Genomic DNA, 21,590 nt, shown 5'->3' with positions numbered 1-21,590 from the left:
GGCATGCCGTTACAGAGGCTCGTTGGCCTCGTCCTCGTAGCTGGCGAACAGCGGCTCTTCCTCGATCAGCTCTTCTTCGGCGATGACCGCGTAGTCAATCAGGCCGCTGGCGATTTCGCGCAGGGCGATGACGGTCGGCTTGTCATTTTCCGGGGCGACCTTGGGCTCCTTGCCGCCAGTGGCCAGTTGGCGCGAACGCTTGGTGGCCAGCATGACCAGCTCAAAGCGGTTCTCGACGTTATCCAGGCAATCTTCAACTGTGACGCGGGCCATGGTGATCCTCTAACTTGTATCTAGGCGCCCAAACGGGCAATCGGACTGGGTAGTCTAAAAAAACACCAGCATTAAGGGAAGCGCTGATTTCATGCGGTCGGCCCGTAGCCCTCTGGAATGGCGGTTCAGGCCAGCAATTCGGCGAGCAGGCCATGGTGCAGTTGCTGCTGGCGGGCCTGGGCCAGCTGATTGGCGCGGAAAATCGAGCGCAGATCGTCGAGGGCATGGGCAAAGTCGTCATTGATCAGCAGGTAGTCGTATTCGACATAGTGGCTCATCTCGCTGACCGCCTCGCGCATGCGCCGCTCGATGATCTCGCCGCTGTCCTGGCCGCGGTTGGTCAGGCGGTGGCGCAGGGCCTCCTGGGTTGGCGGCAGGATGAAGATCGAGCGCGACTGCGGCAGCAGGTGGCGGACTTGCTGGGCGCCCTGCCAGTCGATTTCCAGGACCAGGTCGAAACCTTCGGCGAGGGTCTGCTCGATCCAGCTTTGCGAGGTGCCGTAGAGGTTGCCGTAGACTTCCGCGTGCTCGAGGAACTCATTGCGCTCGAGCATCGCGGTGAACTGCTCGCGACTGACGAAGTGGTAGTTCACCCCGTCGACTTCGCCGGGGCGGATGGCGCGGGTGGTGTGCGAGACGGACACGCGCACCAGCGGGGCGCTGTCGACCAGGGCCTTGACCAGGCTGGTCTTGCCGGCACCGGAGGGGGCGGAAACGATATACAGCGTACCGGGGATGCTCATTCGGGCCTGCGCCTCACTCTATGTTCTGGACTTGCTCGCGCATCTGCTCGATCAGCACCTTGAGGGTGACGGCAGCCTGCGTGGAGCGTGGATCGAATGCCTTGGAGCCGAGGGTGTTGGCTTCGCGGTTGAGCTCCTGCATGAGGAAGTCCAGGCGCCGTCCCGCCGCCCCGCCCGCCTGCAGCACACGGCGCACTTCGCTGACGTGGGTGCTGAGGCGATCCAGTTCTTCGGCGACATCACTCTTTTGCGCCAGCAGGACCATTTCCTGCTCCAGGCGTTGCGGGTCGAGCTCGACCTGCATGTCCCTGCAGCGTTCGAGAATCTTCTGCCGCTGGCTGGCCAGCATCTGCGGAACCAGTTCGCGCAGGCTGGCGATCTCTCCGCGCATCTGCTCCAGGCGCTCGTTGAGCAGGCGGGCCAGCTCGGCACCTTCGCGCGCGCGACCGCTGCGCAACTCTTCCAGGGCCTGGCCGAACAGCAGCAGGGCGGCGCTATTCTGCGCCTGCGGGTCGGTGGCGTCGGCCACCAGCACGCCCGGCCAGGCCAGGACTTCCAGTGGATTGAGCGGGGCCGGCTGGCTGATCAGGCCGGCGATGCTTTCCGCGGCAGCCACCAGCTGGGCCGCGCGGTCGCGGTCAATCTGCAGCGGTTTGCCGCTGGCGTCCTCCGCCAGGCGCAGGGTGCATTCGACCTTGCCGCGCGACAGGCCCTGGCGCAGGGCTTCGCGCACGCTGCCTTCGAGGTCGCGGAAGGCTTCCGGCAGGCGCAGGTGCGGCTCCAGGTAGCGATGGTTGACCGAGCGGATCTCCCAGCTGAGGGTGCCCTGCGGGCTGCTTTGCTCGACGCGGGCAAATGCGGTCATGCTGTGCACCATGCTGGCGCCTCCTGGCGTGGCAACTGGGTTCAAGGGCCGCGATTGTAACGCAGTGCGCGGGTCTGGCCCAATCCGGCGCTGTGCTCTGCTGTGCTTGACCGTATAATGCCGGCAGATTTTCCTCCCTTGCAGGTACTCCCGATGAAACGTCCCAGTGGCCGCGCGGCCGATGAGCTGCGCCAGATCCGTATTACCCGGAATTACACCAAGCATGCCGAAGGCTCGGTGCTGGTCGAGTTTGGCGATACCAAGGTGATTTGCACGGCGAGTGTCGAGTCCGGGGTTCCGCGCTTCCTCAAGGGCCAGGGGCAAGGCTGGCTGACGGCGGAGTACGGCATGCTGCCACGGGCTACCGGCGAGCGTAACCATCGCGAAGCCAGTCGCGGCAAGCAGGGTGGCCGCACCCTGGAAATCCAGCGCCTGATCGGCCGTTCGCTGCGCGCCGCACTGGACATGAGCAAGCTGGGCGAGAACACCATCTATATCGATTGCGATGTGATCCAGGCCGACGGCGGTACCCGCACGGCGTCGATCACCGGCGCCATGGTGGCCTTGCTCGATGCGCTGAAGCTGCTGAAGAAGCGCGGCGCGCTGAAAGGCGAGCCGCTCAAGCAGATGGTCGCCGCGGTTTCCGTGGGGATCTACCAGGGCGTGCCGGTACTCGATCTGGATTACCCGGAAGACTCGGCCGCGGAAACCGACCTGAATGTGGTGATGACCAGTGCCGGCGGCTTCATCGAAGTCCAGGGCACGGCCGAGGGTGCACCCTTCCATGCCGAGGAACTGACCGCCATGCTTGACCTGGCGCGGGATGGCCTGCAGCGCTTGTTCGAACTGCAGCAGTTGGCCATGCAGGATCCCGTGTAAGCTGCGGGCGACTTTTCACTGATGGACAGAACCTGCCGGAGAGATGTGTATGAATGAGCAAAACCTGCAACCAGAGCTGAGTCCGGAAGTCCGGCAGTGGGCCATGTTCTGCCACTTCGCGGCATTTTTCGGGCTGATCTTCCCGTTTGGCAATCTGCTCGGCCCGCTGATCGTCTGGCAGATCAAGAAAGACCTGCATCCGTTTGTCGATGAGCAGGGCAAGGAAGCCCTGAACTTCCAGATCAGCGTCGCGCTGGCCGCCGCGCTGTGCTTTCTGCTGATGGTGGTGGTGATCGGCTTCCCGCTGCTGGCGCTGGTTTCGGTGGCGGCGGTGGTGTTGACGGCGATTGCCGGCATCAAGGCCAATGAAGGCCAGGCGTACCGCTACCCGTTCTCCTGGCGGCTGCTGCGCTGAGCCGCGGTTGGCACTGCCACGTCGGCTTAGTTGAGGGCATCCAGCAGTTCGCTGCGACCGTCTGGCGGCACCATGGTGATCAGCACCTGACCCGGCGTCAGCATGAGATGGTCTGAGGGATTGAAGACAAAGTCTTCACCGCTCTTCAGGGCCACCATCACGCAGCCCGGGCAGCGCTCGCGCAGTTCGCCGACGCTGCACAGCCGATGATGCTGCTCCAGCACAAGCTCCTCCAGGCGAATCTTCTGTTCCGAGCGCAGCATTTCGTCGAGAAAGTTCACTACATGCGGGCGGATCATCGACGCGGCGATGCGCATGCCGCCGCTGAAGTCCGGTGAAATGACCACATCGGCGCCGGCTTTGCGCATTTTCTGCGCGTTGCGGATTTCGTGGCAGCGCGCCACGATGCGCACCTCCGGATTGAGCTGGCGGGCGGTGATGACGATCATCAGGTTGAGGCTGTCATCGCCGGTGACGGCAAACACCCCGGCGGCATCGGCGATGTCACCCGTCAGCAGCAGTTCGTCGTCGCTGGCGTCGCCATGCAGATAGAGCAGATCGGGAAAGTGCTCGAGCTGCTCCAGCAGCCGATGCTCGTCCAGGTCGATGACGACGAAGCGACGGCGGGTAAGTACCAGCTCATGGGCGACGTTGCAGCCGACCCGGCCAAAGCCGCAGACAATGTAGTGGTTGCTGAGTTTCTTGATGGCTTTTTCCATACGACGCCTGCGCAGACTGTAGTCCAGATCGCTCTCGAGAAAGAAGGTTGCGAGACTGGTAAAGAGGAAGGTAATGGTGCCGAACCCGGCGATGGCGAAGATACCGGCGAACAATCGCTCGCCGAGGGTGTTCAGCGGGATCACCTCGCCATAACCGACTGTGGTGATGGTGATCATGGTCATGTGCAGAGCGTCGGAGAAACTGACCGGCCGGTCCGACAGGGCATAAAAGCCGGCAGCGCCAATCAGGTGCATCATCAGCAGCAACGCAATGGCCGCCATGATGCGCTTGCGAATGCGCGGCAGCTGGGTGATCCGCCCCGGTATGTGGAACACCTGTTTGCGCTTTTGCAGCTTTTGCATGGCCTGGTCAGGTACTCAGGGTCCAGTCGTAGTCGACCAGCAGTGGTGCGTGCCGGGAGAACCTGGGCTGGCGCGGCAGGCGCGCATTGCGCACAAAGCGGCGGAGGCCGGGGGTCAGCAGCTGGTAATCGAAGCGGAAGCCCAGGTTGAGCAGTTCGGCCTGCTCGGTATCCGGCCACCAGCTGAACTGGTCGCCTTCGCGGCTGACTTCGCGCAGGGCATCGACGTATTCCAGATTGCCCAGTACTTCATCCATCCAGGCCCGTTCGGGGGCGAGAAAGCCCGGTTGTTGCTGGCAGTCGCGCCAGTTCTTGGCGTCGAGTTTCTGGTGGGCAACAAACAGCGAAGCACAGTAGATGTATTCACGTCGCTTGCGCCGCTGCTTGCCCAGGTATTGCGCCAGGTCGTCCATGAACTTGAATTTCTGGTTCAGGCTGGCGTCGCCGGAAAAGCCGGAGGGCAGCAGCAGGCTGGCGATGCTGACCTTGTCGAAATCGGCCTGCAGGTAACGGCCGTAGCGATCCGCCGACTCGAAACCGAGCCCGGTAATCACCGCCTTGGGTTGCAGCCGCGAATAGATGGCGACGCCGCCCTGGCTGGGCACTTCGGCATCGCAGGCATAGACAAAATAGCCATCCATCTGCAGGGAGGGCTCATCGAAGTCGGACAGGGTGGCGCGGGTATCCTGCAGGCAGATCACGTCGGCATTCTGCGCCTGCAGCCAGCTGAACAGTCCCTGTTCGACTGCTGGCAGAATTCCGTTCACGTTCAGGCTGATGATCCGCATAAATGGCCCCCCCAAAGGCGTGCGTGTATCATAGCCGAGCTCACTTCCAATTAGCTAAATACATGGCCAGTCCATGCCGTTCGGGGCTTTGCATGCACACATACCAGCGCGAATTCATCCGCTTTGCCATCGAGCGCGGGGTTTTGCGCTTTGGCGAGTTCACCCTCAAGTCGGGCCGGGTGAGCCCGTACTTCTTCAATGCCGGGCTGTTCAACAGCGGTATGGCGCTGGCGCAGCTGGGGCGGTTCTATGCCGAGGCCGTGGTGGCCAGCGGGATTGCCTTCGATGTGCTGTTCGGTCCGGCCTACAAGGGTATCCCGCTGGCGACCGCTACTGCCGTGGCGCTGGCCGAGCGGCACGGGCGCGACCTGCCCTGGTGCTTCAACCGCAAGGAAGCCAAGGCCCATGGCGAGGGTGGCACGCTGGTCGGCGCCCCGCTGCAGGGTCGGGTACTGATCGTGGATGACGTGATTACTGCCGGTACGGCGATCCGTGAAGTGATGCAGATCATTCAGGCGCAGGGCGCGACGGCGGCCGGGGTACTGATTGCGCTGAACCGCCAGGAACGCGGCAAGGGCGAGCTGTCGGCGATTCAGGAAGTCGAGCAGGATTTCGGCATGCCGGTAGTGAGTATCGTCAGCCTGGACCAGCTGATTGTTTATCTGGCCGGGGATGCTTCACTGAAGCAGTATCTGCCCGCGGTCGAAGCCTATCGTGCGCAATACGGTGTCTGATTGAACAGGGAGGCCGGTATGGCTGTGGTACTTGCCCGCATCACCTTGCTGGTTGGGTTGCTGCTGCCATTGCTGAGCGGCGCCGCGGAGATCTATCGCTATACGAATGCCAGTGGCCAGCCGGTGCTCGATCGCCAGGGCGTCCCGCCGCAGTTCATTGGCAACGGTTACCAGGTGCTGAATGAGCAGGGCCGGGTAATCAAGGTAGTACCCCCGGCGCCAAGCGCGGCCGAACGCCAGCGCCAGGCCGAGGAGAAGGCGCGGGCCAATTCCGATGCGCAGCTGCTGCAGCTCTATTCCAGCCAGGAAGATATTGACCGGGCGCTCGAGCGCAAGCTGGCAGAAGTCGATGGCATGATCAGCGTGGTCAAGGGCAACCAGCTGTCGCTGACCAACCAGCAGGACAAACTGCAGAAACAGGCCGCCGAGCTGGAGCGTTCCGGGCACGAGGTTCCAGCACAGCTGGTCAGCCAGATCAATGACCTGCAGTTTGAGCAGGCCCGCCTGGACAAGGATATTGCCCGCTACATGGCCGTGCGCGCGCAAGCGCAAGCCAGCTTCGCTGCGGATCGGGTGCGGCTCGGCGAGATCCTCGGCCGTCAGCCCTGAGACGCCTGCTCTGCCGGCGGCAGCACCTCGAAGCCGCGGACTTTCGCCCGTAGCCAGTCGGGCAGCGCGCGGCTGCTGCGGCTGAGCGGGTCGGCCAGCACATAAACGATCTCGCCCGAAGTCAGTGCGCTGTCGCCGCGCCAGATCCCCAGACTGAAGGTCATGCTCGAGCGGCCCAGCCGGCTGACCCGGATACCCACTGCAATTTCGTCGTCAAAACGCGCGGGCGCCAGGTACTCCAGCAGTGTCCGGACGGCAAAGAAGTCCGTCCCGTCGCGCGCCAGGTCGGTGGGAAAGGCGATGCCCAGGGCGCGGAAGTATTCGGTGATGCCGACATCGGCGTAAGTCAGGTAGTTGCCGTTGAACACGATGCCCTGTGGGTCGACTTCCGCCCAGCGCACGCGCAAGGGGTGCAGGTGGCGGAAGTCGCTGCGCTGCAGGAGCGCTTTCATGCCGGCGTGCAGTTGCTGATCAGGGTGCCGACACCGCTGTCGGTGAAGATTTCCAGCAGCACGGCATGCGGTACCCGGCCATCGATGATGTGGGCACTGGTGACGCCGCCCTGCACCGCTTCCAGTGCACAGCGAATCTTCGGCAGCATGCCGCCGTAGATGGTGCCGTCGGCGATCAGCGCATCTACCTGTTCGGTAGTCAGCCCGGTGAGCACCCGGCCCTGCTTGTCCATCAGCCCGGCGATGTTGGTCAGCAGCATGAGCTTTTCCGCCTGGAGCGCCTCGGCCACCTTGCCGGCGACCAGATCGGCATTGATGTTGTAGGACTCGCCTGCCGGGCCGACACCGATCGGCGCGATCACCGGAATGAAGTCGCCCTTGACCAGCATGTTGATCAGGTCGGTATTGACTGCAGTGACCTCGCCGACATGGCCGATGTCGATGATTTCCGGCTGGGTCATTTCCGGGGTCTGGCGGGTCACCGAGAGTTTCTTCGCGCGGATCAGCTGCGCATCCTTGCCGGTCAGGCCGATGGCGCTGCCGCCGTGGCGGTTGATCAGGTTGACGATGTCCTTGTTGACCTGGCCACCCAGGACCATCTCCACCACGTCCATGGTTTGCGCATCGGTGACGCGCATGCCGTCGATGAAGTGGCTCTCGATCGCCAGGCGCTTGAGCAGGTCGCCGATCTGCGGGCCGCCGCCGTGCACCACCACCGGGTTGATGCCGACCGCTTTCATCAGCACGATGTCGCGGGCGAAGCCTTCCTTGAGTTCTTCGCTTTCCATGGCGTTGCCGCCGTATTTGATCACCAGGGTCTTGCCGACAAAGCGGCGGATGTACGGCAGGGCTTCGGAAAGGACCTGGGCTACTTGGGTGGCGGCGTCGCGGCTGAGCATGTGGGGCTCCGTATCGGGGGTCAGAAGGTCAGGTTCAGGTCGGGCGCGACCTGCTGTAGTTGCGCGCGGAACACATCCTGGATGCGCTCCAGCTCTTCGCTGCTGTCGGCCTCGAAGCGCAGTACCAGTACCGGGGTGGTGTTGGAGGCGCGTACCAGGCCCCAGCCCTTGGCGTAATCGGCACGGATGCCGTCGAGCAGGGTGAGGTTGGCTTCACCCCACTGGCCCTGGGTCTGCAGGCGCTCGATCAGCTCGAACTTGTTCTCGTCGGTGACCGCGATGTTGATTTCCGGCGTCGACAATCCGCTGGCAAAGCTGGCAAAGACCAGCTCGGCATCGCGTGTTTCCAGGCTGAGAATTTCCAGCAGGCGGGCGGCACTGTAGATGCCGTCATCGAAGCCGAACCAGCGCTCCTTGAAGAAGATGTGCCCGCTCATTTCACCGGCCAGCAGGGCACCGGTTTCCTTCATCTTCTGCTTGATCAGGGAGTGCCCGGTTTTCCACATGATCGGCCGGCCGCCGTAGCTGCGGATCAGCGAGCTCAGGCGGCGGCTGCACTTGACGTCGAAGATCACGTCGGCCCCCGGGTTGCGCGAGACCACGTCCTTGGCAAACAGCATCATCAGCCGATCCGGGTAAATCATGTTGCCCTGGTTGGTCACCACGCCGACGCGGTCGCCATCACCGTCGAAGGCCAGGCCGAGGTCGGCGCCCTCTTGTTTGACCTTGGCGATCAGGTCCTGCAGGTTTTCCAGTTTGCCCGGATCCGGGTGGTGGTTGGGGAAGTTGCCGTCTACCTCGCAGAACAGCGGAATAACGGTGCAGCCGAGCGCTTCGAGCAGGCGCGGGGCAATCACCCCGGCCACGCCATTGCCGCAGTCAACCACCACTTTCAGGGTCTTGGCGATGGCAATGTCGTCGCTGATCTGGCGGAAGTAGCGCTCGAGGATGTCCTGCTGCTCCAGGCTGCCTGCCCCGCTGGCCAGATCGTCATGCTGGATCCGCGTGTGCAGCGCGGTAATCTCCTCGTTGGCCAGCGTATTGCCGGCCAGTACGATCTTGAAGCCGTTGTAATCCGGCGGGTTGTGACTGCCGGTTACCATCACGCCGGAGCTGGCTTCCAGCACGTGGGTCGCAAAATACAGTACCGGGGTTGGCACCATGCCCAGGTCGATCACCCGGCAACCACAGTCAACCAGGCCCTGGCTCAGCGCCTGCACCAGCTCGGGGCCGGACAGGCGACCGTCGCGACCGACCACGATCGACGGCTCGCCGCGGGCCAGGCTTTCCGAGCCGATTGCCCGGCCAATCCAGTAGGCCGTGCGGCTGGTCAGGGTGGTGCCGATAACACCGCGAATGTCGTAGGCGCGAAAAATACTGGCGGGCAGCTCCGGTCGCCGGTCTTCGGTTTCCGCTGGCGCTGTTGCTTGGGTTGCATTCAGGTCGAGCGCAAGCAGATTTTCCTCGTCGATATCAATATCAAGGACATCGGTCGGTGCGGTCGTTTCAGCGCTTGGCGTGTCGTGGCTCACTGGCGGCTCTGCTGGCGCGGCTGTCGGTGCCGGTTTGGCTGGCGCCGGTTTGGGTGCCGGCTTGCTGTTCGTCTCGCTGCGGCGCTGCGACAGCTGGGCAAGGCTCTTGGCCAGTTCGTCGAGCGCTGGCAGGGACAGGCTGAAGGGCTTCACTGGCTTGCCGGACGCCAGCTCGCCGAGCATCTGTTGGAGTTGCTCGGTATCCGCTTCCAAGGTTCGCCGGGCTGCGCTGGTAACCACGCGCAGCCCCAGCAGGGCCCCGCCAAGGGCGAGCAGTACAGCCAGCAACAGTATCAGCAGCGATGCTGCGGTTATCCGCGATGGCTGGCCTGGGGTGAAGCTGAATTTCCAGTGCGGATGGCTGCCGGACAGCTGCGTGCGAGGCCCCGGGGTTTCCTCGCCGAGGCTGAAGAGTTGTTGTGGCGGGGCATTGCCGAACTGCTGGGTCGCTTGAAACTGGCCGGTGCCGGGTGGCATCGCGGGAAGCAGCTTGAGCAGGCGCTGCAGGTCAACCGCCAGCAGCAGGGTGCCCTGAACAGGCTGGTCGGCCGCCATGCGCAGCGGGGCCACGCTGTAGATCAGCCAGCGGTCGCCGACCCGGTAGGCTTCCGCCGCCGGCAGCTGGCCATTTTCAACACGTTTCAGCAGGTCCAGCGCGGCAAAGTTCATCGGCGCGGCGCGCTGTTTGTTTGGTAGCGCCTGCCCGTTCAGGTTCAGTTGGGCATCCACCACCCCGTCCAGGTAACCGAGACTGCGTTCGGCCGCGGCAATCTGCTCGGGGTCTGCACTGTGCAGCGCCTGCAGCAGCTGCGGGTTGCTGGCGGCCCGCTGGGTATCGTTGCTCAGCTGGTTGAGCGCTTGCTGCAGCACATTGGCCTGGGCCTGGCCCCAGGCCTGGGTCAGCTGTTCCAGCTGCAGCTGGCGGCTGTCGCTGAGGATGCCGAACCAGAGCAGCAGAATGGCCGCCAGCAAGCCGCCCGCGGCAATGCCGAGGCCGGGCAGCAGGGCTTTCAGCGCCGGCTGGGCGCTGCTGGTTACTGCGGTCGTGGTTGGTGCGGCAGCTGCCTTGTTGCGTTTGAGCCTTGTCACTGCGAGTCCCCTGGTGCTGCGGTCAGTTGCTTCCCGAATGGCCAAATCCGCCAGCGCCGCGCTGGCTTTCATCGAAGCTGCTGACCAGTTCGAAGTGCGCCTGCACCACCGGCACCAGTATCAGCTGGGCGATGCGCTCGCCAACGGCGATGGTGAAAGCCTGCTGGCCGCGATTCCAGCAGGACACCATGAGTTCGCCCTGATAGTCGGAGTCGATCAGGCCGACCAGGTTGCCCAGGACGATGCCGTGCTTATGACCGAGCCCCGAGCGCGGCAGGATCAGCGCCGCCAGCCCCGGATCGGCAATGTAGATCGCCAGGCCGGTGGGGATCAGCACGGTTTGGCCGGGCTCCAGGCACAGGTCTGCCTGCAGCATGGCGCGCAGGTCGAGCCCGGCCGAGCCGGGGGTGGCGTATTGCGGCAGGGGGAACTGGTTGCCCAGGCGCGGGTCGAGAATCTTGGCTTGCAGGCTATGCATGGTCAGTTCTGCTTCAGTCGGTCGGCGATAAAGGAAATCAGCTGGCGGGCAATCTTGCTCTTGCTGGTCAGGGCAAAGCTGGTGGGCTGCAGGGCGCGGTCAATCACGGTGATGGCATTGTCCTCGCTGTTGAAGCCGATGCTCGGGTTGGCCACGTCATTGGCCACGATCAGGTCGAGGTTCTTGTCGCGCAGCTTGCGCGCGGCATAATCGAGCAGGTTCTGCGTTTCCGCGGCAAAGCCGACGCTGAAGGGGCGGTCGCTGCGGGCGGCTAGCGTGGCGAGGATATCCGGGTTGCGCACCAGCTCCAGCAGCAGGCCATCGCCATTGGCCGGATCCTTCTTCAGCTTGTGCTCGGCAATCACCTGCGGGCGATAGTCGGCCACCGCGGCGGCGGCGATCAACAGGTCGCAGGGCATGGCCGCTTCGCAGGCGTGCAGCATCTCGGTCGCGCTGACCACGTTGATCCGCTCGACCCGGTCGGGGGTGGGCAGGAACACCGGGCCACTGACCAGGGTTACCCGCGCCCCCGCCTCTGCCGCAGCCTCGGCCAGCGCAAAGCCCATCTTGCCCGAGCTGTGGTTGGTGATGTAACGCACCGGGTCGATATTTTCCTGGGTCGGGCCGGCGGTGATCAGCACATGCTGGCCGGTCAGCAGCTGCCGCTTGAAGGTATCGGCGGCGCGCTGCGCCAGCTCCTCGGCTTCCAGCATGCGTCCGGGGCCGACATCGCCGCAGGCCTGGGTGCCGGCCGCCGGGCCGAACAGGTGCATGCCGCGTGATTGCAGGAGCTGGCTGTTGTGCTGGGTCGCCGGGTCGCGCCACATGGCCTGGTTCATCGCCGGCGCCAGGGCGATCGGCGCATCGGTAGCCAGTACCAGGGTGGTCAGCAGGTCATCGGCAATGCCTTGTGCCAGGCGGGCCATGAGGTCGGCGGTGGCCGGCGCAATCAGTACCAGATCGGCCCAGCGGGCCAGCTCGATATGGCCCATGGCGGCTTCTGCCGCGGGGTCGAGCAGGTCGAGCATGACCGGGTTGCCGGAGAGCGCCTGCATGGTCAGCGGGGTAATGAATTCGCGGCCGCCGCGGGTCATCACGACGCGGACTTCGGCGCCCTGGTCGCGCAGTCGGCGCACCAGTTCGGCGCTCTTGTAGGCGGCAATGCCGCCACCTACGCCAAGCACAACGCGTTTCCTGTAAAGCCGTTGCATGGGCTCGCCTTGATCGGTGTTGGGGATACATGGCGCCGGGCAGGCCGTTGCAGGCCTTGTGGCGCCATAAACGTCGGCTACATTATCACAGCGCCAGCAACGGAGCAGTGGCGCGGGCTCTACAGGGAGGTGACATGAGCATTCGGGACTGGCCGGCGGCCGAGCGGCCGCGGGAAAAGTTGCTGGAACAGGGCGCGGCAGCCCTGAGTGACGCGGAACTGCTGGCGATATTTCTGCGCACCGGCGTGCCCGGACTGTCTGCGGTGGATCTGGCGCGCCGGCTGCTGGCGGATTGTGGCAGCCTGCGCGCGCTGCTGGAGGCGCCGCTGGCGGATTTTTCCCGCCATCTGGGGCTCGGCCCGGCAAAGTATGCGCAGCTGCAGGCGGTGCTGGAGATGTCCCGTCGCCATCTGGCCGAACGCCTGCGCCGCGACTCGGCACTGGAGAGCCCGCAGGCAGTGCGCGATTACCTGAAGGCTTGCCTGCGGCATGAGCTGCATGAAGTCTTCGCCTGCCTGTTTCTCGACAGTAAGCACCGGGTGCTGGCGTTCGAGGTGCTGTTCCATGGCTCCATCGACGGCGCCAGCGTGTATCCGCGGCAGGTGGTCAAGCGCGCCCTGGCGCACAATGCGGCGGCGCTGATCCTGACCCACAACCATCCGTCCGGCGTCGCCGAGCCGAGCCAGGCTGACCGCGTGCTGACCAAACGCCTGCAGGAGGCGCTGGCGCTGGTGGATGTCCGGGTGCTGGATCATTTCATTGTCGGCGATGGCGAGCCCCTGTCCATGGCCGAGCAGGGCTGGATCTGAGCCGGGGCGCGGTCAGGCAAGTTCGCTTGTGCGTATTTCTTGCTGTGTGCCGGGCTTTCTGATATAAAGGCGCGCTCTTTTCTAGGGGCCCGGCTCACTGTTCTGCACGTTGACCGGTAAGACCCTGAAGAAACGTGGCGCAGAGCGCCAAATGACTTTGAGTTTAAGCAGCCAACCCATGCCGGGTTGGGCATGTGGTTTTAGAGGGCTGATGGTATGTCGAGAGTCTGTCAAGTAACCGGTAAGGGTCCGGTTACCGGGAATAACATTTCCCACGCACAAAACAAAACCCGTCGTCGCTTCCTGCCGAACCTGCAGCATCACCGTTTCTGGGTCGAGACCGAGAACCGTTTTGTGCGTCTGCGCGTTTCGACCAAGGGTATGCGTATCATCGACAAGCGCGGCATTGATGTCGTTCTCAGTGAGCTTCGTGCTCGCGGCGTAAAGGTTTAAGGAGCTCGTCATGCGTGAACTGATCCGTTTGGTGTCCAGTGCCGGTACCGGCCACTTCTACACCACCGACAAGAACAAGCGCACCACTCCCGACAAGATCGAAATCAAGAAATTCGATCCTGTTGTGCGTAAGCATGTTCCGTACAAGGAAGCCAAGATCAAGTAATTGATCCTGCTTCAGAAAAACCCGCTTCGGCGGGTTTTTTGTTGGCAAAAAAATTGCCCGCCAGGGGCGGGCCAAAGTAACGCCATGAAACGCTAGTGCGATCAGGCCTGCTCGAACATCACATAGACCTTGCGGGTATCTTCCAAGACTTCCCAGGTGCCGGAGAAGCCTGCTGGAATAACGAAGCGGTCGCCGGTGCGATAGGTCGCGGCATTGCCATCCTGGTCGCGAATCACCGAGACGCCTTGGAGGATTTCGCAGTATTCATGTTCGGTGTAATTGATTTTCCACTGGCCGACGGCACCTTCCCAGATGCCTGCGTGGAACTGCTTGCAGGGGCTGGAGTAGTGATTGCGAACGCTCTGGGCTGGATCGCCTTTGAGGATTTTTTCGGCGGCGGGGCGGTAGTTGTCGGCAGGCGTAGTGGCTTCGGCGAAGTTGATCAGCTGGTCAATGTTCATGCGCGTGTCCGGAAATGGGTGGGTGGATGTGGGGTCGGATTCGATCTGGGTTCGTTGCGTATATCGATCAATTGCAGCTGAAATTTGCTACCTGCCCGGTTCTTCGTCATGCGGCAGAGTGTGGCTGAAGCAGCTAAAGTCGAAGTTTATGTTTAACAAAACGAACAATACAAGGCGATATTGCCCGTAAAGTGTCAATTATATTGAAAATGCCGGACCTCTGGTTTAGGGTTGCGCGCATGACTGGACGTACGCCGTCCTTGCAGAATAATTGACACTTCGGCTGCCCAGCCGCTGCCGCCTTCTATCGATATGAGGATTCCCCAATGACTTCCCTTACCCGTGCCGACTGGGAGCAGCGTGCCCAGACGCTGGCCATTGAGTGCCGCGCTTTCATCCATGGCCAGTACACCGATGCGGTTGCCGGAGCCACCTTTGATTGCATCAGTCCGGTTGATGGCCGGTTGTTGGGCAAGGTTGCCAGCTGTGACCTGGCCGACGCCGAACTGGCGGTAGCCGATGCCCGCGCGACCTTCGAGTCGGGCGTGTGGTCACGCCTGGCGCCGGTCAAGCGCAAGCAGGCGATGATTCGTTTCGCCGCGCTGATGGACCAGCACGCCGAAGAACTGGCACTGCTGGAAACCCTCGACATGGGCAAGCCGATTGGCGATGCCCTGAGCGTCGACGTGCCGGGCGCTTCGCGGGCGATCCGCTGGAGCGGTGAGGCGATCGACAAGATCTACGACGAAGTCGCGGCCACCCCGCACAATGAACTGGGTCTGGTCACTCGTGAGCCGGTGGGCGTGGTCGCAGCCATCGTGCCGTGGAACTTCCCGCTGATCATGACCTGCTGGAAACTCGGCCCGGCGCTGGCCACCGGCAACTCGGTGATCGTCAAGCCGTCCGAGAAGTCGCCGCTGACCGCCATTCGCCTGGCCCAGCTGGCCATCGAGGCAGGTATTCCCGCGGGTGTGTTGAACATTTTGCCGGGCTTCGGGCACACCGTCGGCAAGGCGCTGGCCTTGCATATGGACGTCGACACCCTGGTGTTCACCGGTTCGACCAAGATCGCCAAGCAACTGATGATCTATGCCGGCGAATCGAACATGAAGCGCGTCTGGCTGGAAGCCGGCGGCAAGAGTGCCAACATCGTCTTCGCCGATGCGCCGTGCCTGAAAACCGCGGCCGAAGCCGCCGCCGCGGCGATCTGCTTCAACCAGGGCGAAATGTGCACCGCCGGTTCGCGCCTGCTGATCGAGCGTTCGGTGAAAGATGAATTCATGGCCCTGCTGCTGGAAGCGATGAAAGGCTGGAAAGCCGGTCACGCCCTGGACCCGGCCACCACCGTCGGCGCGCTGGTTGATACCGGCCACCTCAACAGCGTGTTGTCCTACATCGAAGCCGGGCATGCCGAGAACGCCAAGCTGCTGTGCGGCGGCAAGCGCACCCTGGAGGAAACCGGCGGGGTTTATGTCGAGCCGACCATCTTCGACAACGTCAACAACAGCATGCGCATCGCTGCCGAAGAGATCTTCGGCCCGGTGCTGTCGGTGATCACCTTCGACAGCACCGAGGAAGCCATTGCTATCGCCAACGACAGCATCTACGGCCTGGCCGCGGCGATCTGGACCAGCAACCTGTCCAAGGCACACCTGGCGGCCAAGGCTTTGCGCGTCGGCAGCATGTGGGTCAACCAGTACGACGGCGGCGACATGACCGCGCCGTTCGGCGGCTTCAAGCAGTCGGGCAACGGTCGTGACAAGTCGCTGCACGCCTTCGACAAGTACACCGAGCTCAAGGCCACCTGGATCAAGCTGTAGCGCTTCAGGCGTCAACCAGGGTCGGCTGGAAAGCTCAGGCCTGTGGCCGGATCTCCTTGTGTCGGGGAGTCCGGCCTTTTGCTTTTCAATGCGTCTGCGGGAGAGCGCTATGCGCTGGGGAACCTACCTTGTCCTGACCAGTGCGATGGTCATTGTTGGCCTGGCGCTGGGGGTCAGTTTGCCGCTGGTGTCGTTGCGGCTTGAGGGCTGGGGTTACGGCCAGTTCGCCATCGGCGTGATGGCCGGCATGCCGGCGATTGGCGTGCTGCTTGGCTCGCGCCTGACAGGGCCGTTAGCGGGTTGGCTGGGCGTCTCGCGTGCGCTGTTCTGCTGTTTGCTGGCCTGTGCGCTGTCGTTGGCCGTCCTGGCAGTGCTGCCGTATTACCCGGTGTGGTTACTGATGCGGCTGCTGATCGGCATGACCCTGTGCGTAGTGTTTGTGCTTGGCGAAAGCTGGATCAATCAGCTGGTCGAGGAGCATTTGCGCGGGCGCCTGGTGGCCCTGTATGGCACTGGCTTTGCCCTGAGTCAGCTGTCAGGCCCGTTGCTGCTGGCGGCGCTGGGCACTGCGGATGACCGGGGTTTCTGGGTGGCGATCATATTGCTGGTACTCGGCAGCCTGATGCTGCTCGGCCAGACCGGTGCGCCCAAGGTGGATCGGCATAGCGTGTTCGGCGGTGGTCTTGGTGAGTTTTGTCGCACACAGCCGACCATTGCGTGGGCAGTGGTGCTGTTTGCCGCATTCGAGGCCATGGTGCTGACCTTGATGCCGGTTTACATGCTGCATGAAGGTTTCGATCAGGATCGCGCTTTGCTGATGGTCAGCATCGTGGTGGTGGGTGACGCGGCGCTGCAGTTGCCGATCGGTTTGCTGGCGGATCGCATGTCGCGCACGTTGCTGCTTCGGCTGTGCGGGGTGATTTTGCTGTTCAGCAGTCTGGCGCTCCCGGCCATGTTGCAGACCGCGCTGGTGTGGCCGTTGCTGTTGCTGTTTGGTGCCTCGGCGGGGGGCTTGTACACCTTGGCGCTGATCATGGTTGGTCAGCATTATCGTGACATGGCGCTGGTCCGTGCCAATGCCCACATGGCCCTGTTGTGGGGGCTGGGTTGCCTGCTTGGCCCGGTCAGTACCGGCGCCGCCAGTCAGTGGCTGACCGGGCACGCTTTGCCCCTGCTGATGGCGCTGGGGGCGGCGGGATTTGTCGTGCTGGCGTTGCGCCGGCCACCATTTGCCGAACCGGGCTTGCGCTAAGAGCGTTGCCCGCCATTGCGGCGGGCAAGTTGCAGCGAGTGCTTCAGAGCAGGCCAGCGGCCTCGCGGGCGCGATACCAGAGCATGCCCAGTGCCAGCAGGGGCGAACGCAGATGCTTGCCGCCGGGGAAGGTCATGTGCGGCACCTTGGCGAAGACGTCGAAACCGCTGCTGTGCTGCGTGCTGATTGCCTCACCCAACAGCTTGCCCGCCAGGTGGGTGGCATTCACGCCATGCCCGGCATAGGCCTGGGCGTAGAACACGTTGGCGTGATCCTTGAGGCGGCCGATCTGCGGCAGGCGGTTGGCACCGATGCCGATCATGCCACCCCACTGGTAGTCGATCTTCACCTCGGCCAGCTGCGGGAACACCTTGAGCATTTTCGGCCGCATGTAGGCGGCGATGTCGGCCGGGTCGCGGCCCGAGTAGTGGCAGGCGCCACCGAACAGCAGGCGGTTGTCAGCGGACAGGCGGAAGTAATCCACCGTCACGCGCTGGTCGCAGAGCGCCATGTTCTGCGGGATCAGCTGCCTGGCCAGGGATTCGCCGAGCTGCTCGGTAGCGATGACATAGCTGCCGGCCGGAAGAATCTTGCCGCCGAGCTCCGGGTTCAAGTCATTCATGTAGGCGTTGCAGGCCAGCACCAGGGTTTTCGCGCGAACCCGGCCGTGCGCGGTGTGCACGCACACTTCGCGGCCATAGTCGATGCGGGTCACGGCGGAGTCCTCACACAGGCGCACGCCCAGTGACTGCGCTGCCAGTCCTTCGCCGATGGCCAGGTTGAGCGGGTGCAGATGGCCTGAGCCCATGTCGATCATGCCACCGGCATACAGGCTGGAGCCGACCACGCTGGCCATTTCATCCGCCCGCAGCAGGCGCATCTCATGGCGGTAACCAAGGCTTTTCAGCTCTTCGAAATCTTCCTGAAAGCCTTCAAGGTGCGCCGGCTTGTTGGCCAGGTCGCAGTAGCCCCAGGTCAGGTCGCAGTCTATTTTGTACTTTGCGACACGCTGGCGAACGATCTCGACGGCCTCGAGGCCCATCAATTTCAGGTCGCGCACGCCGCTGGCGCCGATCACCGATTTGAATTGATCGACGTCGTGACCGACCCCGCGAATCAGCTGGCCACCATTGCGCCCGCTGGCGCCCCAGCCAATCTTGTGCGCTTCCAGCAGGATCACCGACAGGCCGCGTTCGGCCAGTTCGATGGCGGTGTTCAGCCCGGAGAAGCCGCCGCCGATGATGCACACGTCGGCGCTGGAGTCGCCTTCCAGCCGGCCGCAGCCAAGGCTGCGATTGATCGAGGCAGCGTAGTAGGAGGCGGCGTGCTGGTCGGAATGAACGGGGGCATGCATGTGTGAAATCCTGTATTGGGTGTTTGCAAAATTTTACAAAGGATAAGCGCACAGCCCCGGGGCGCCAAGAGCACAACAGGAAAAACACCTTGTTCCGCGAGGAATAATGAGCAGTCCGGCCTGTTTCGCCGGTGCAGCGCTGGCCGCGCTCAGTCCGGCACCGGCAGCGTCAGGCTCTCCTTGACCTCCTCCATGACGATATAGCTCTTCGACTCGCGCACGTGCGGCAGCTTGAGCAGGATGTCGCCGAGCAGCTTGCGGTAGGACGCCATCTCGTTGATCCGCGCCTTGACCAGGTAGTCGAAGTCGCCGCTGACCAGGTGGCATTCGAGCACATGGGGCAGTTTCAGCACGGCGCGGCGGAATTCCTCGAAGGTGTCGCCGGACTTGTAGTCGAGGCTGATCTCGACGAACACCAGCAGGCTGGCCTTGAGTTGCTGCGGACTGAGCCGTGCGTGGTAACCCATGATCACCCCTTCGCGCTCCAGCCGGCGGACCCGTTCCGTGCAGGGCGTAGTGGACAGGCCGACCCGCTCGCCCAGTTCGGTGAAGCTGATGCGCCCCTCTTCCTGCAGGATCCGCAGGATGTTGCGGTCGATCTTGTCCAGTTCGCGGCGACTCTGGTGTTGGGTGCGCATGGGGGATATCTCTGTGAAAGGGCCTGGAGTACCGGTGTTCTTCGGCAAATATAGCGGCGTAGCCAGCAGAAAACACTGGCCAGGCGAAACGCCTTGATCTTGCCGGAGGCTGCCGCCACCCTGAGGCGAATGGCCGGTTGCCGAGGATTGCGCAGAATGTCGTCGCACCATCGTGTGAGCAGGCTCTTGCGCGGCCTGTTGCTGGCGGCAGCGCTGCTGGTGCTGGCGCTGTGGCTGGCTTGGCGGGCGCTGCTGGCGGCGCAGGGCATCAGCACGCTGGACTGGCAGGGGTTGCGCCTGTCGGGCGAGGGTCTGCGGCTGGAACAGTTGCGTCTGCAGTCCGCCGCGGCCGATGGCAGTCGCCTGCAGCTGCAGGCCTCGGGGCTGCAACTGGCCTGGCCGGCGCGCGCGGCACACGGCTTCTTCCTGCCGGCCCTGCGCAGTCAGGACCTGCAGATCAACTGGCTGCCCGGCCAGGCTGCCGGGGGCGCGGCGCCGCAGGTCCTGCCCGAGAGCCTTGGTTGGCTGCCGCGGCAACTGGAGGTCGAGCAGCTGAGCCTGGACCTGCCCTGCGTGCGCGGGCGCTGCGTGCTGCGCGGCAATCTGCTGCTCAAGCATGCCGGTGAGCTGCAACAGCCGGCCGAACTGCTGGTGCAGCTGCAGGAGGCCGGGCACAGCCTGCGCCTGCAGGCCGGACTGGCGCAAAACCAGGGCCAGTGGCAGTTGCTGGCCGAGCTCTTGTTCGATCAGCAGTCCTTGCTCAAGCTGGATAGCCAGATTCGTACCGAGGCGGCGCTCCGCCACTGGAGCGGCGCCCTGGAACTGCAGCCGCTGAGCGACAGCCGCGCCCTGCTGGCCTGGCTACAGCAGTGGCAGAGCACCGATCAGCGCCTGATCGATGCGCAGGCGGTCCTCAGGCTGCAGGCCGGCTGGCAGCTGGCGCTGGCCCCCGGTGAGGCGCCGCTGGCGTTGCAGCACCTGCGCGGCGCGACCGGCACCCTGAATGCCGCGCTGCAGCTGCAGAGTCCGCTGTTGCAGCAGGGCGATCTGCGCCTTGAGCAGGTGCAGCTTGAGCTCAAGCTGGACGGCCAGTTGGCTGCGGACAACGTGCAGGTCCGCCTGGGACCATCGTCCAGCCTGCGCGCCGGGCGCTACCGGGTGGGCCCGGCTGTGCAAGGGCGGCAACTGCGGGCCAGGCTGGCCGGGCTGAACGTGCAGCTGGCCAACCAGCCAGACGCCCGCCCGCGCCTGACGGGCCCGTTGCAGCTGAGTGTGGCCAGCCTGGAGCAGGCCGACCTGCTGCCCCAAGCCTGGCAGTTCCGCGGCCGGCTCGACGCCGGCGCGGTACAGCAGCAACTGCAGGGCGTGCTGAGCAACGCCGCGGGACTGCGCCTGCAGGTCGACGCCAGTCGCGATGCGCAGGCCGCGCTGCACCTGTCTGCCGAGCTGGCCGAGGTGTTCTTCCACGCCGGCAACCCGCTGAGCCAGACCTTCCGTGCCTGGCCGGCGTTGCTACAGTTCAGCAGTGGGCGCCTGCTGGGGCAGGCCCGCCTGCGCTGGCCGACGGCTCCGCAGCGGCTGGAGCTGGACCTGGGCTTGCAATTCAAGGGCCTGGCCGGGATCTATGATCGCAGCGAGCTGAGTGGCCTGGATGGCCGGCTGCAGGCGCAGGTGCGTGGCGACCAGCTGCGTCTGGAGCTACCAGAGTTAAGCCTTGAACAACTTAATCCGGGTGTGCCAATCGGCCCGCTGCAGCTGCAAGGCAGCTACGCTGCCGCGCTTGCCCAGCCGCGGCGCGGCTTACTGGCCTGGCAAACGGCGCAGGGCGGGCTGTTCAATGGCCTGGCCTGGCTGCCGCCCGGGCAGCTGGATCTGGCGCAAAGTGCCCAGCAGCTGCCGCTGCGTTTCAAGGACGTGCAACTCGAAGAGTTGTTCCGGGTCTACCCGGCAGAGGGCCTGGCCGGGCGCGGCAGCCTGGGCGGCGAGCTGCCACTGCGCCTGGATGCCTCCGGGCTGCATATCGACCAGGGCCGGCTGGCCGCCCAGGCGCCGGGCTACCTGCAGTTCCGCTCGGCCAGGATCGACGCACTGGGGCGCAGCAACCCGGCGACGCAGGTAATGGTGGATGCCCTTGCCGACTTCCACTTCGAGCTGTTGGAGAGTACGGTCAGCTATGACCCCAGCGGCAAGCTGTCGCTGGCCCTGCACCTGCTGGGGCGTAATCCGGATGTGGAGAAGGGCCGGCCGATCAACCTAAACGTCAATCTGCAGGAAGATATCCCGGCGTTACTGACCAGCCTGCAGCTCACCGACCGGGTGAGCGAAACCGTCCGCCAGCGTGTGCAAGAAAGCCTGCGCCCGCGCCCTGCCCCCTGAGCGAGGAGAAATTGCCATGCGCTTGCGCACCCTGCTGGCCGCCACGTTGTTTGGCTGCCTGAGTAGCGCCTGCACCCCGACGGTGAAGCTGGCCATGCCCAGTGAACCGATCAACATCAACCTTAACGTGAAGATCGAGCACGAAATCTACATCAAGGTCGACAAGGGCCTGGATACCATCATTAACAAGGACAGCGGCCTGTTCTGAGCCGC

General features: G+C 63.9%; 24 protein-coding genes. 11 read left to right on the top strand and 13 right to left on the bottom strand.

Going from position 1 to position 21,590, the window contains the following annotated elements:
- Positions 1-9: 9 nt before the first annotated feature.
- The 3 genes from rpoZ to ISX93_RS01450 form a co-directional block, all read right to left on the bottom strand.
- On the bottom strand, positions 10-273 hold the full coding sequence (gene rpoZ / locus ISX93_RS01460) for a DNA-directed RNA polymerase subunit omega (RefSeq protein ID WP_195776907.1): 264 nt from the start codon (positions 271-273) through the stop codon (positions 10-12).
- 125 nt (positions 274-398) lie between these two features.
- The gene (gene gmk, locus ISX93_RS01455) at positions 399-1,010 is read right to left on the bottom strand and encodes a guanylate kinase (RefSeq protein ID WP_195777186.1); all 612 of its coding nucleotides are present in this window, start codon (positions 1,008-1,010) and stop codon (positions 399-401) included.
- A 19-nt stretch (positions 1,011-1,029) separates the two neighbouring features.
- Complete coding sequence (locus ISX93_RS01450; RefSeq protein WP_195776906.1) at positions 1,030-1,893, bottom strand: YicC/YloC family endoribonuclease; 864 nt, start codon at positions 1,891-1,893, stop codon at positions 1,030-1,032.
- Between the two features lie 141 nt (positions 1,894-2,034).
- On the opposite strand from ISX93_RS01450, the gene rph reads away from it, so the two are divergent.
- Together rph and ISX93_RS01440 are read left to right on the top strand one after the other, a co-directional pair.
- Positions 2,035-2,760: a ribonuclease PH gene (gene rph / locus ISX93_RS01445; protein WP_195776905.1), complete on the top strand. Its 726-nt coding sequence runs from the start codon at positions 2,035-2,037 to the stop codon at positions 2,758-2,760.
- A gap of 49 nt (positions 2,761-2,809) precedes the next feature.
- Entirely contained in the window at positions 2,810-3,175 is a 366-nt protein-coding gene (locus ISX93_RS01440) for a DUF4870 domain-containing protein (RefSeq protein ID WP_195776904.1), read from the top strand.
- Between the two features lie 26 nt (positions 3,176-3,201).
- Here ISX93_RS01440 and ISX93_RS01435 read toward each other — a convergent pair whose 3' ends face one another.
- Together ISX93_RS01435 and ISX93_RS01430 are read right to left on the bottom strand one after the other, a co-directional pair.
- Positions 3,202-4,257: a potassium channel family protein gene (locus tag ISX93_RS01435; RefSeq protein WP_195776903.1), complete on the bottom strand. Its 1,056-nt coding sequence runs from the start codon at positions 4,255-4,257 to the stop codon at positions 3,202-3,204.
- A 7-nt stretch (positions 4,258-4,264) separates the two neighbouring features.
- The gene (locus tag ISX93_RS01430) at positions 4,265-5,044 is read right to left on the bottom strand and encodes an exodeoxyribonuclease III (RefSeq protein ID WP_195776902.1); all 780 of its coding nucleotides are present in this window, start codon (positions 5,042-5,044) and stop codon (positions 4,265-4,267) included.
- 92 nt (positions 5,045-5,136) lie between these two features.
- Here ISX93_RS01430 and pyrE point away from each other — a divergent pair, with 92 nt between their 5' ends.
- Positions 5,137-5,778 (top strand): orotate phosphoribosyltransferase, encoded by a 642-nt coding sequence (gene pyrE, locus ISX93_RS01425; RefSeq protein ID WP_195776901.1) that lies wholly within the window; start codon positions 5,137-5,139, stop codon positions 5,776-5,778.
- Positions 5,779-5,796: 18 nt separating this feature from the next.
- Positions 5,797-6,387: a DUF4124 domain-containing protein gene (locus ISX93_RS01420; RefSeq protein WP_195776900.1), complete on the top strand. Its 591-nt coding sequence runs from the start codon at positions 5,797-5,799 to the stop codon at positions 6,385-6,387.
- Here the strand turns inward: ISX93_RS01420 and ISX93_RS01415 are convergent.
- From ISX93_RS01415 to coaBC, 5 genes are all read right to left on the bottom strand, one after another.
- A complete protein-coding gene (locus ISX93_RS01415; protein ID WP_195776899.1) occupies positions 6,378-6,839 on the bottom strand; it encodes an acyl-CoA thioesterase in 462 nt (153 codons plus the stop codon). The two genes, ISX93_RS01420 and ISX93_RS01415, sit on opposite strands and share 10 nt — an antisense overlap.
- Positions 6,836-7,738 (bottom strand): acetylglutamate kinase, encoded by a 903-nt coding sequence (gene argB / locus ISX93_RS01410; protein ID WP_195776898.1) that lies wholly within the window; start codon positions 7,736-7,738, stop codon positions 6,836-6,838. The genes ISX93_RS01415 and argB overlap by 4 nt, the downstream gene beginning before the upstream one ends.
- 20 nt (positions 7,739-7,758) lie before the next feature.
- The gene (locus ISX93_RS17075; RefSeq protein WP_374987644.1) at positions 7,759-9,180 is read right to left on the bottom strand and encodes a phosphomannomutase/phosphoglucomutase; all 1,422 of its coding nucleotides are present in this window, start codon (positions 9,178-9,180) and stop codon (positions 7,759-7,761) included.
- A 1,201-nt stretch (positions 9,181-10,381) separates the two neighbouring features.
- Complete coding sequence (gene dut / locus ISX93_RS01400; RefSeq protein ID WP_195776896.1) at positions 10,382-10,837, bottom strand: dUTP diphosphatase; 456 nt, start codon at positions 10,835-10,837, stop codon at positions 10,382-10,384.
- A gap of 2 nt (positions 10,838-10,839) precedes the next feature.
- Positions 10,840-12,048 carry a bifunctional phosphopantothenoylcysteine decarboxylase/phosphopantothenate--cysteine ligase CoaBC gene (gene coaBC, locus ISX93_RS01395; RefSeq protein WP_195776895.1) on the bottom strand — a complete coding sequence of 403 codons (1,209 nt, stop codon included), beginning with the start codon at positions 12,046-12,048 and terminating at the stop codon, positions 10,840-10,842.
- Between the two features lie 134 nt (positions 12,049-12,182).
- On the opposite strand from coaBC, the gene radC reads away from it, so the two are divergent.
- The 3 genes from radC (at position 12,183) to rpmG (ending at position 13,476) form a co-directional block, all read left to right on the top strand.
- A complete protein-coding gene (gene radC / locus ISX93_RS01390; RefSeq protein ID WP_195776894.1) occupies positions 12,183-12,857 on the top strand; it encodes a RadC family protein in 675 nt (224 codons plus the stop codon).
- 216 nt (positions 12,858-13,073) lie between these two features.
- Complete coding sequence (rpmB, locus tag ISX93_RS01385) at positions 13,074-13,310, top strand: 50S ribosomal protein L28 (protein WP_195776893.1); 237 nt, start codon at positions 13,074-13,076, stop codon at positions 13,308-13,310.
- A 10-nt stretch (positions 13,311-13,320) separates the two neighbouring features.
- Complete coding sequence (gene rpmG / locus ISX93_RS01380) at positions 13,321-13,476, top strand: 50S ribosomal protein L33 (RefSeq protein ID WP_090198319.1); 156 nt, start codon at positions 13,321-13,323, stop codon at positions 13,474-13,476.
- A gap of 101 nt (positions 13,477-13,577) precedes the next feature.
- Here rpmG and ISX93_RS01375 read toward each other — a convergent pair whose 3' ends face one another.
- Entirely contained in the window at positions 13,578-13,937 is a 360-nt protein-coding gene (locus ISX93_RS01375) for a cupin domain-containing protein (RefSeq protein WP_195776892.1), read from the bottom strand.
- 326 nt (positions 13,938-14,263) lie between these two features.
- Here ISX93_RS01375 and ISX93_RS01370 point away from each other — a divergent pair, with 326 nt between their 5' ends.
- Positions 14,264-15,757 (top strand): aldehyde dehydrogenase, encoded by a 1,494-nt coding sequence (locus tag ISX93_RS01370; RefSeq protein ID WP_195776891.1) that lies wholly within the window; start codon positions 14,264-14,266, stop codon positions 15,755-15,757.
- 109 nt (positions 15,758-15,866) lie between these two features.
- Positions 15,867-17,009 carry an MFS transporter gene (locus ISX93_RS01365; RefSeq protein WP_195776890.1) on the top strand — a complete coding sequence of 381 codons (1,143 nt, stop codon included), beginning with the start codon at positions 15,867-15,869 and terminating at the stop codon, positions 17,007-17,009.
- Between the two features lie 43 nt (positions 17,010-17,052).
- On the opposite strand, the gene ISX93_RS01360 is transcribed toward ISX93_RS01365, so the two are convergent.
- Together ISX93_RS01360 and dadR are read right to left on the bottom strand one after the other, a co-directional pair.
- The gene (locus ISX93_RS01360) at positions 17,053-18,363 is read right to left on the bottom strand and encodes an NAD(P)/FAD-dependent oxidoreductase (RefSeq protein ID WP_195776889.1); all 1,311 of its coding nucleotides are present in this window, start codon (positions 18,361-18,363) and stop codon (positions 17,053-17,055) included.
- Between the two features lie 149 nt (positions 18,364-18,512).
- Positions 18,513-19,001, bottom strand: coding sequence for a transcriptional regulator DadR (dadR, locus tag ISX93_RS01355; RefSeq protein ID WP_195776888.1), 489 nt, complete (start codon positions 18,999-19,001; stop codon positions 18,513-18,515).
- A 156-nt stretch (positions 19,002-19,157) separates the two neighbouring features.
- Here dadR and ISX93_RS01350 point away from each other — a divergent pair, with 156 nt between their 5' ends.
- Both ISX93_RS01350 and ISX93_RS01345 read left to right on the top strand, forming a co-directional pair.
- The gene (locus tag ISX93_RS01350; RefSeq protein WP_195776887.1) at positions 19,158-21,377 is read left to right on the top strand and encodes an intermembrane phospholipid transport protein YdbH family protein; all 2,220 of its coding nucleotides are present in this window, start codon (positions 19,158-19,160) and stop codon (positions 21,375-21,377) included.
- A gap of 16 nt (positions 21,378-21,393) precedes the next feature.
- On the top strand, positions 21,394-21,585 hold the full coding sequence (locus ISX93_RS01345) for a YnbE family lipoprotein (RefSeq protein ID WP_195776886.1): 192 nt from the start codon (positions 21,394-21,396) through the stop codon (positions 21,583-21,585).
- Positions 21,586-21,590: the final 5 nt, after the last annotated feature.

This window comes from Pseudomonas sp. N040 (assembly GCF_015637705.1).
Classification (GTDB): Bacteria; Pseudomonadota; Gammaproteobacteria; order Pseudomonadales; family Pseudomonadaceae; genus Aquipseudomonas.
This window is presented reverse-complemented; position numbering and strand designations above follow the sequence as displayed.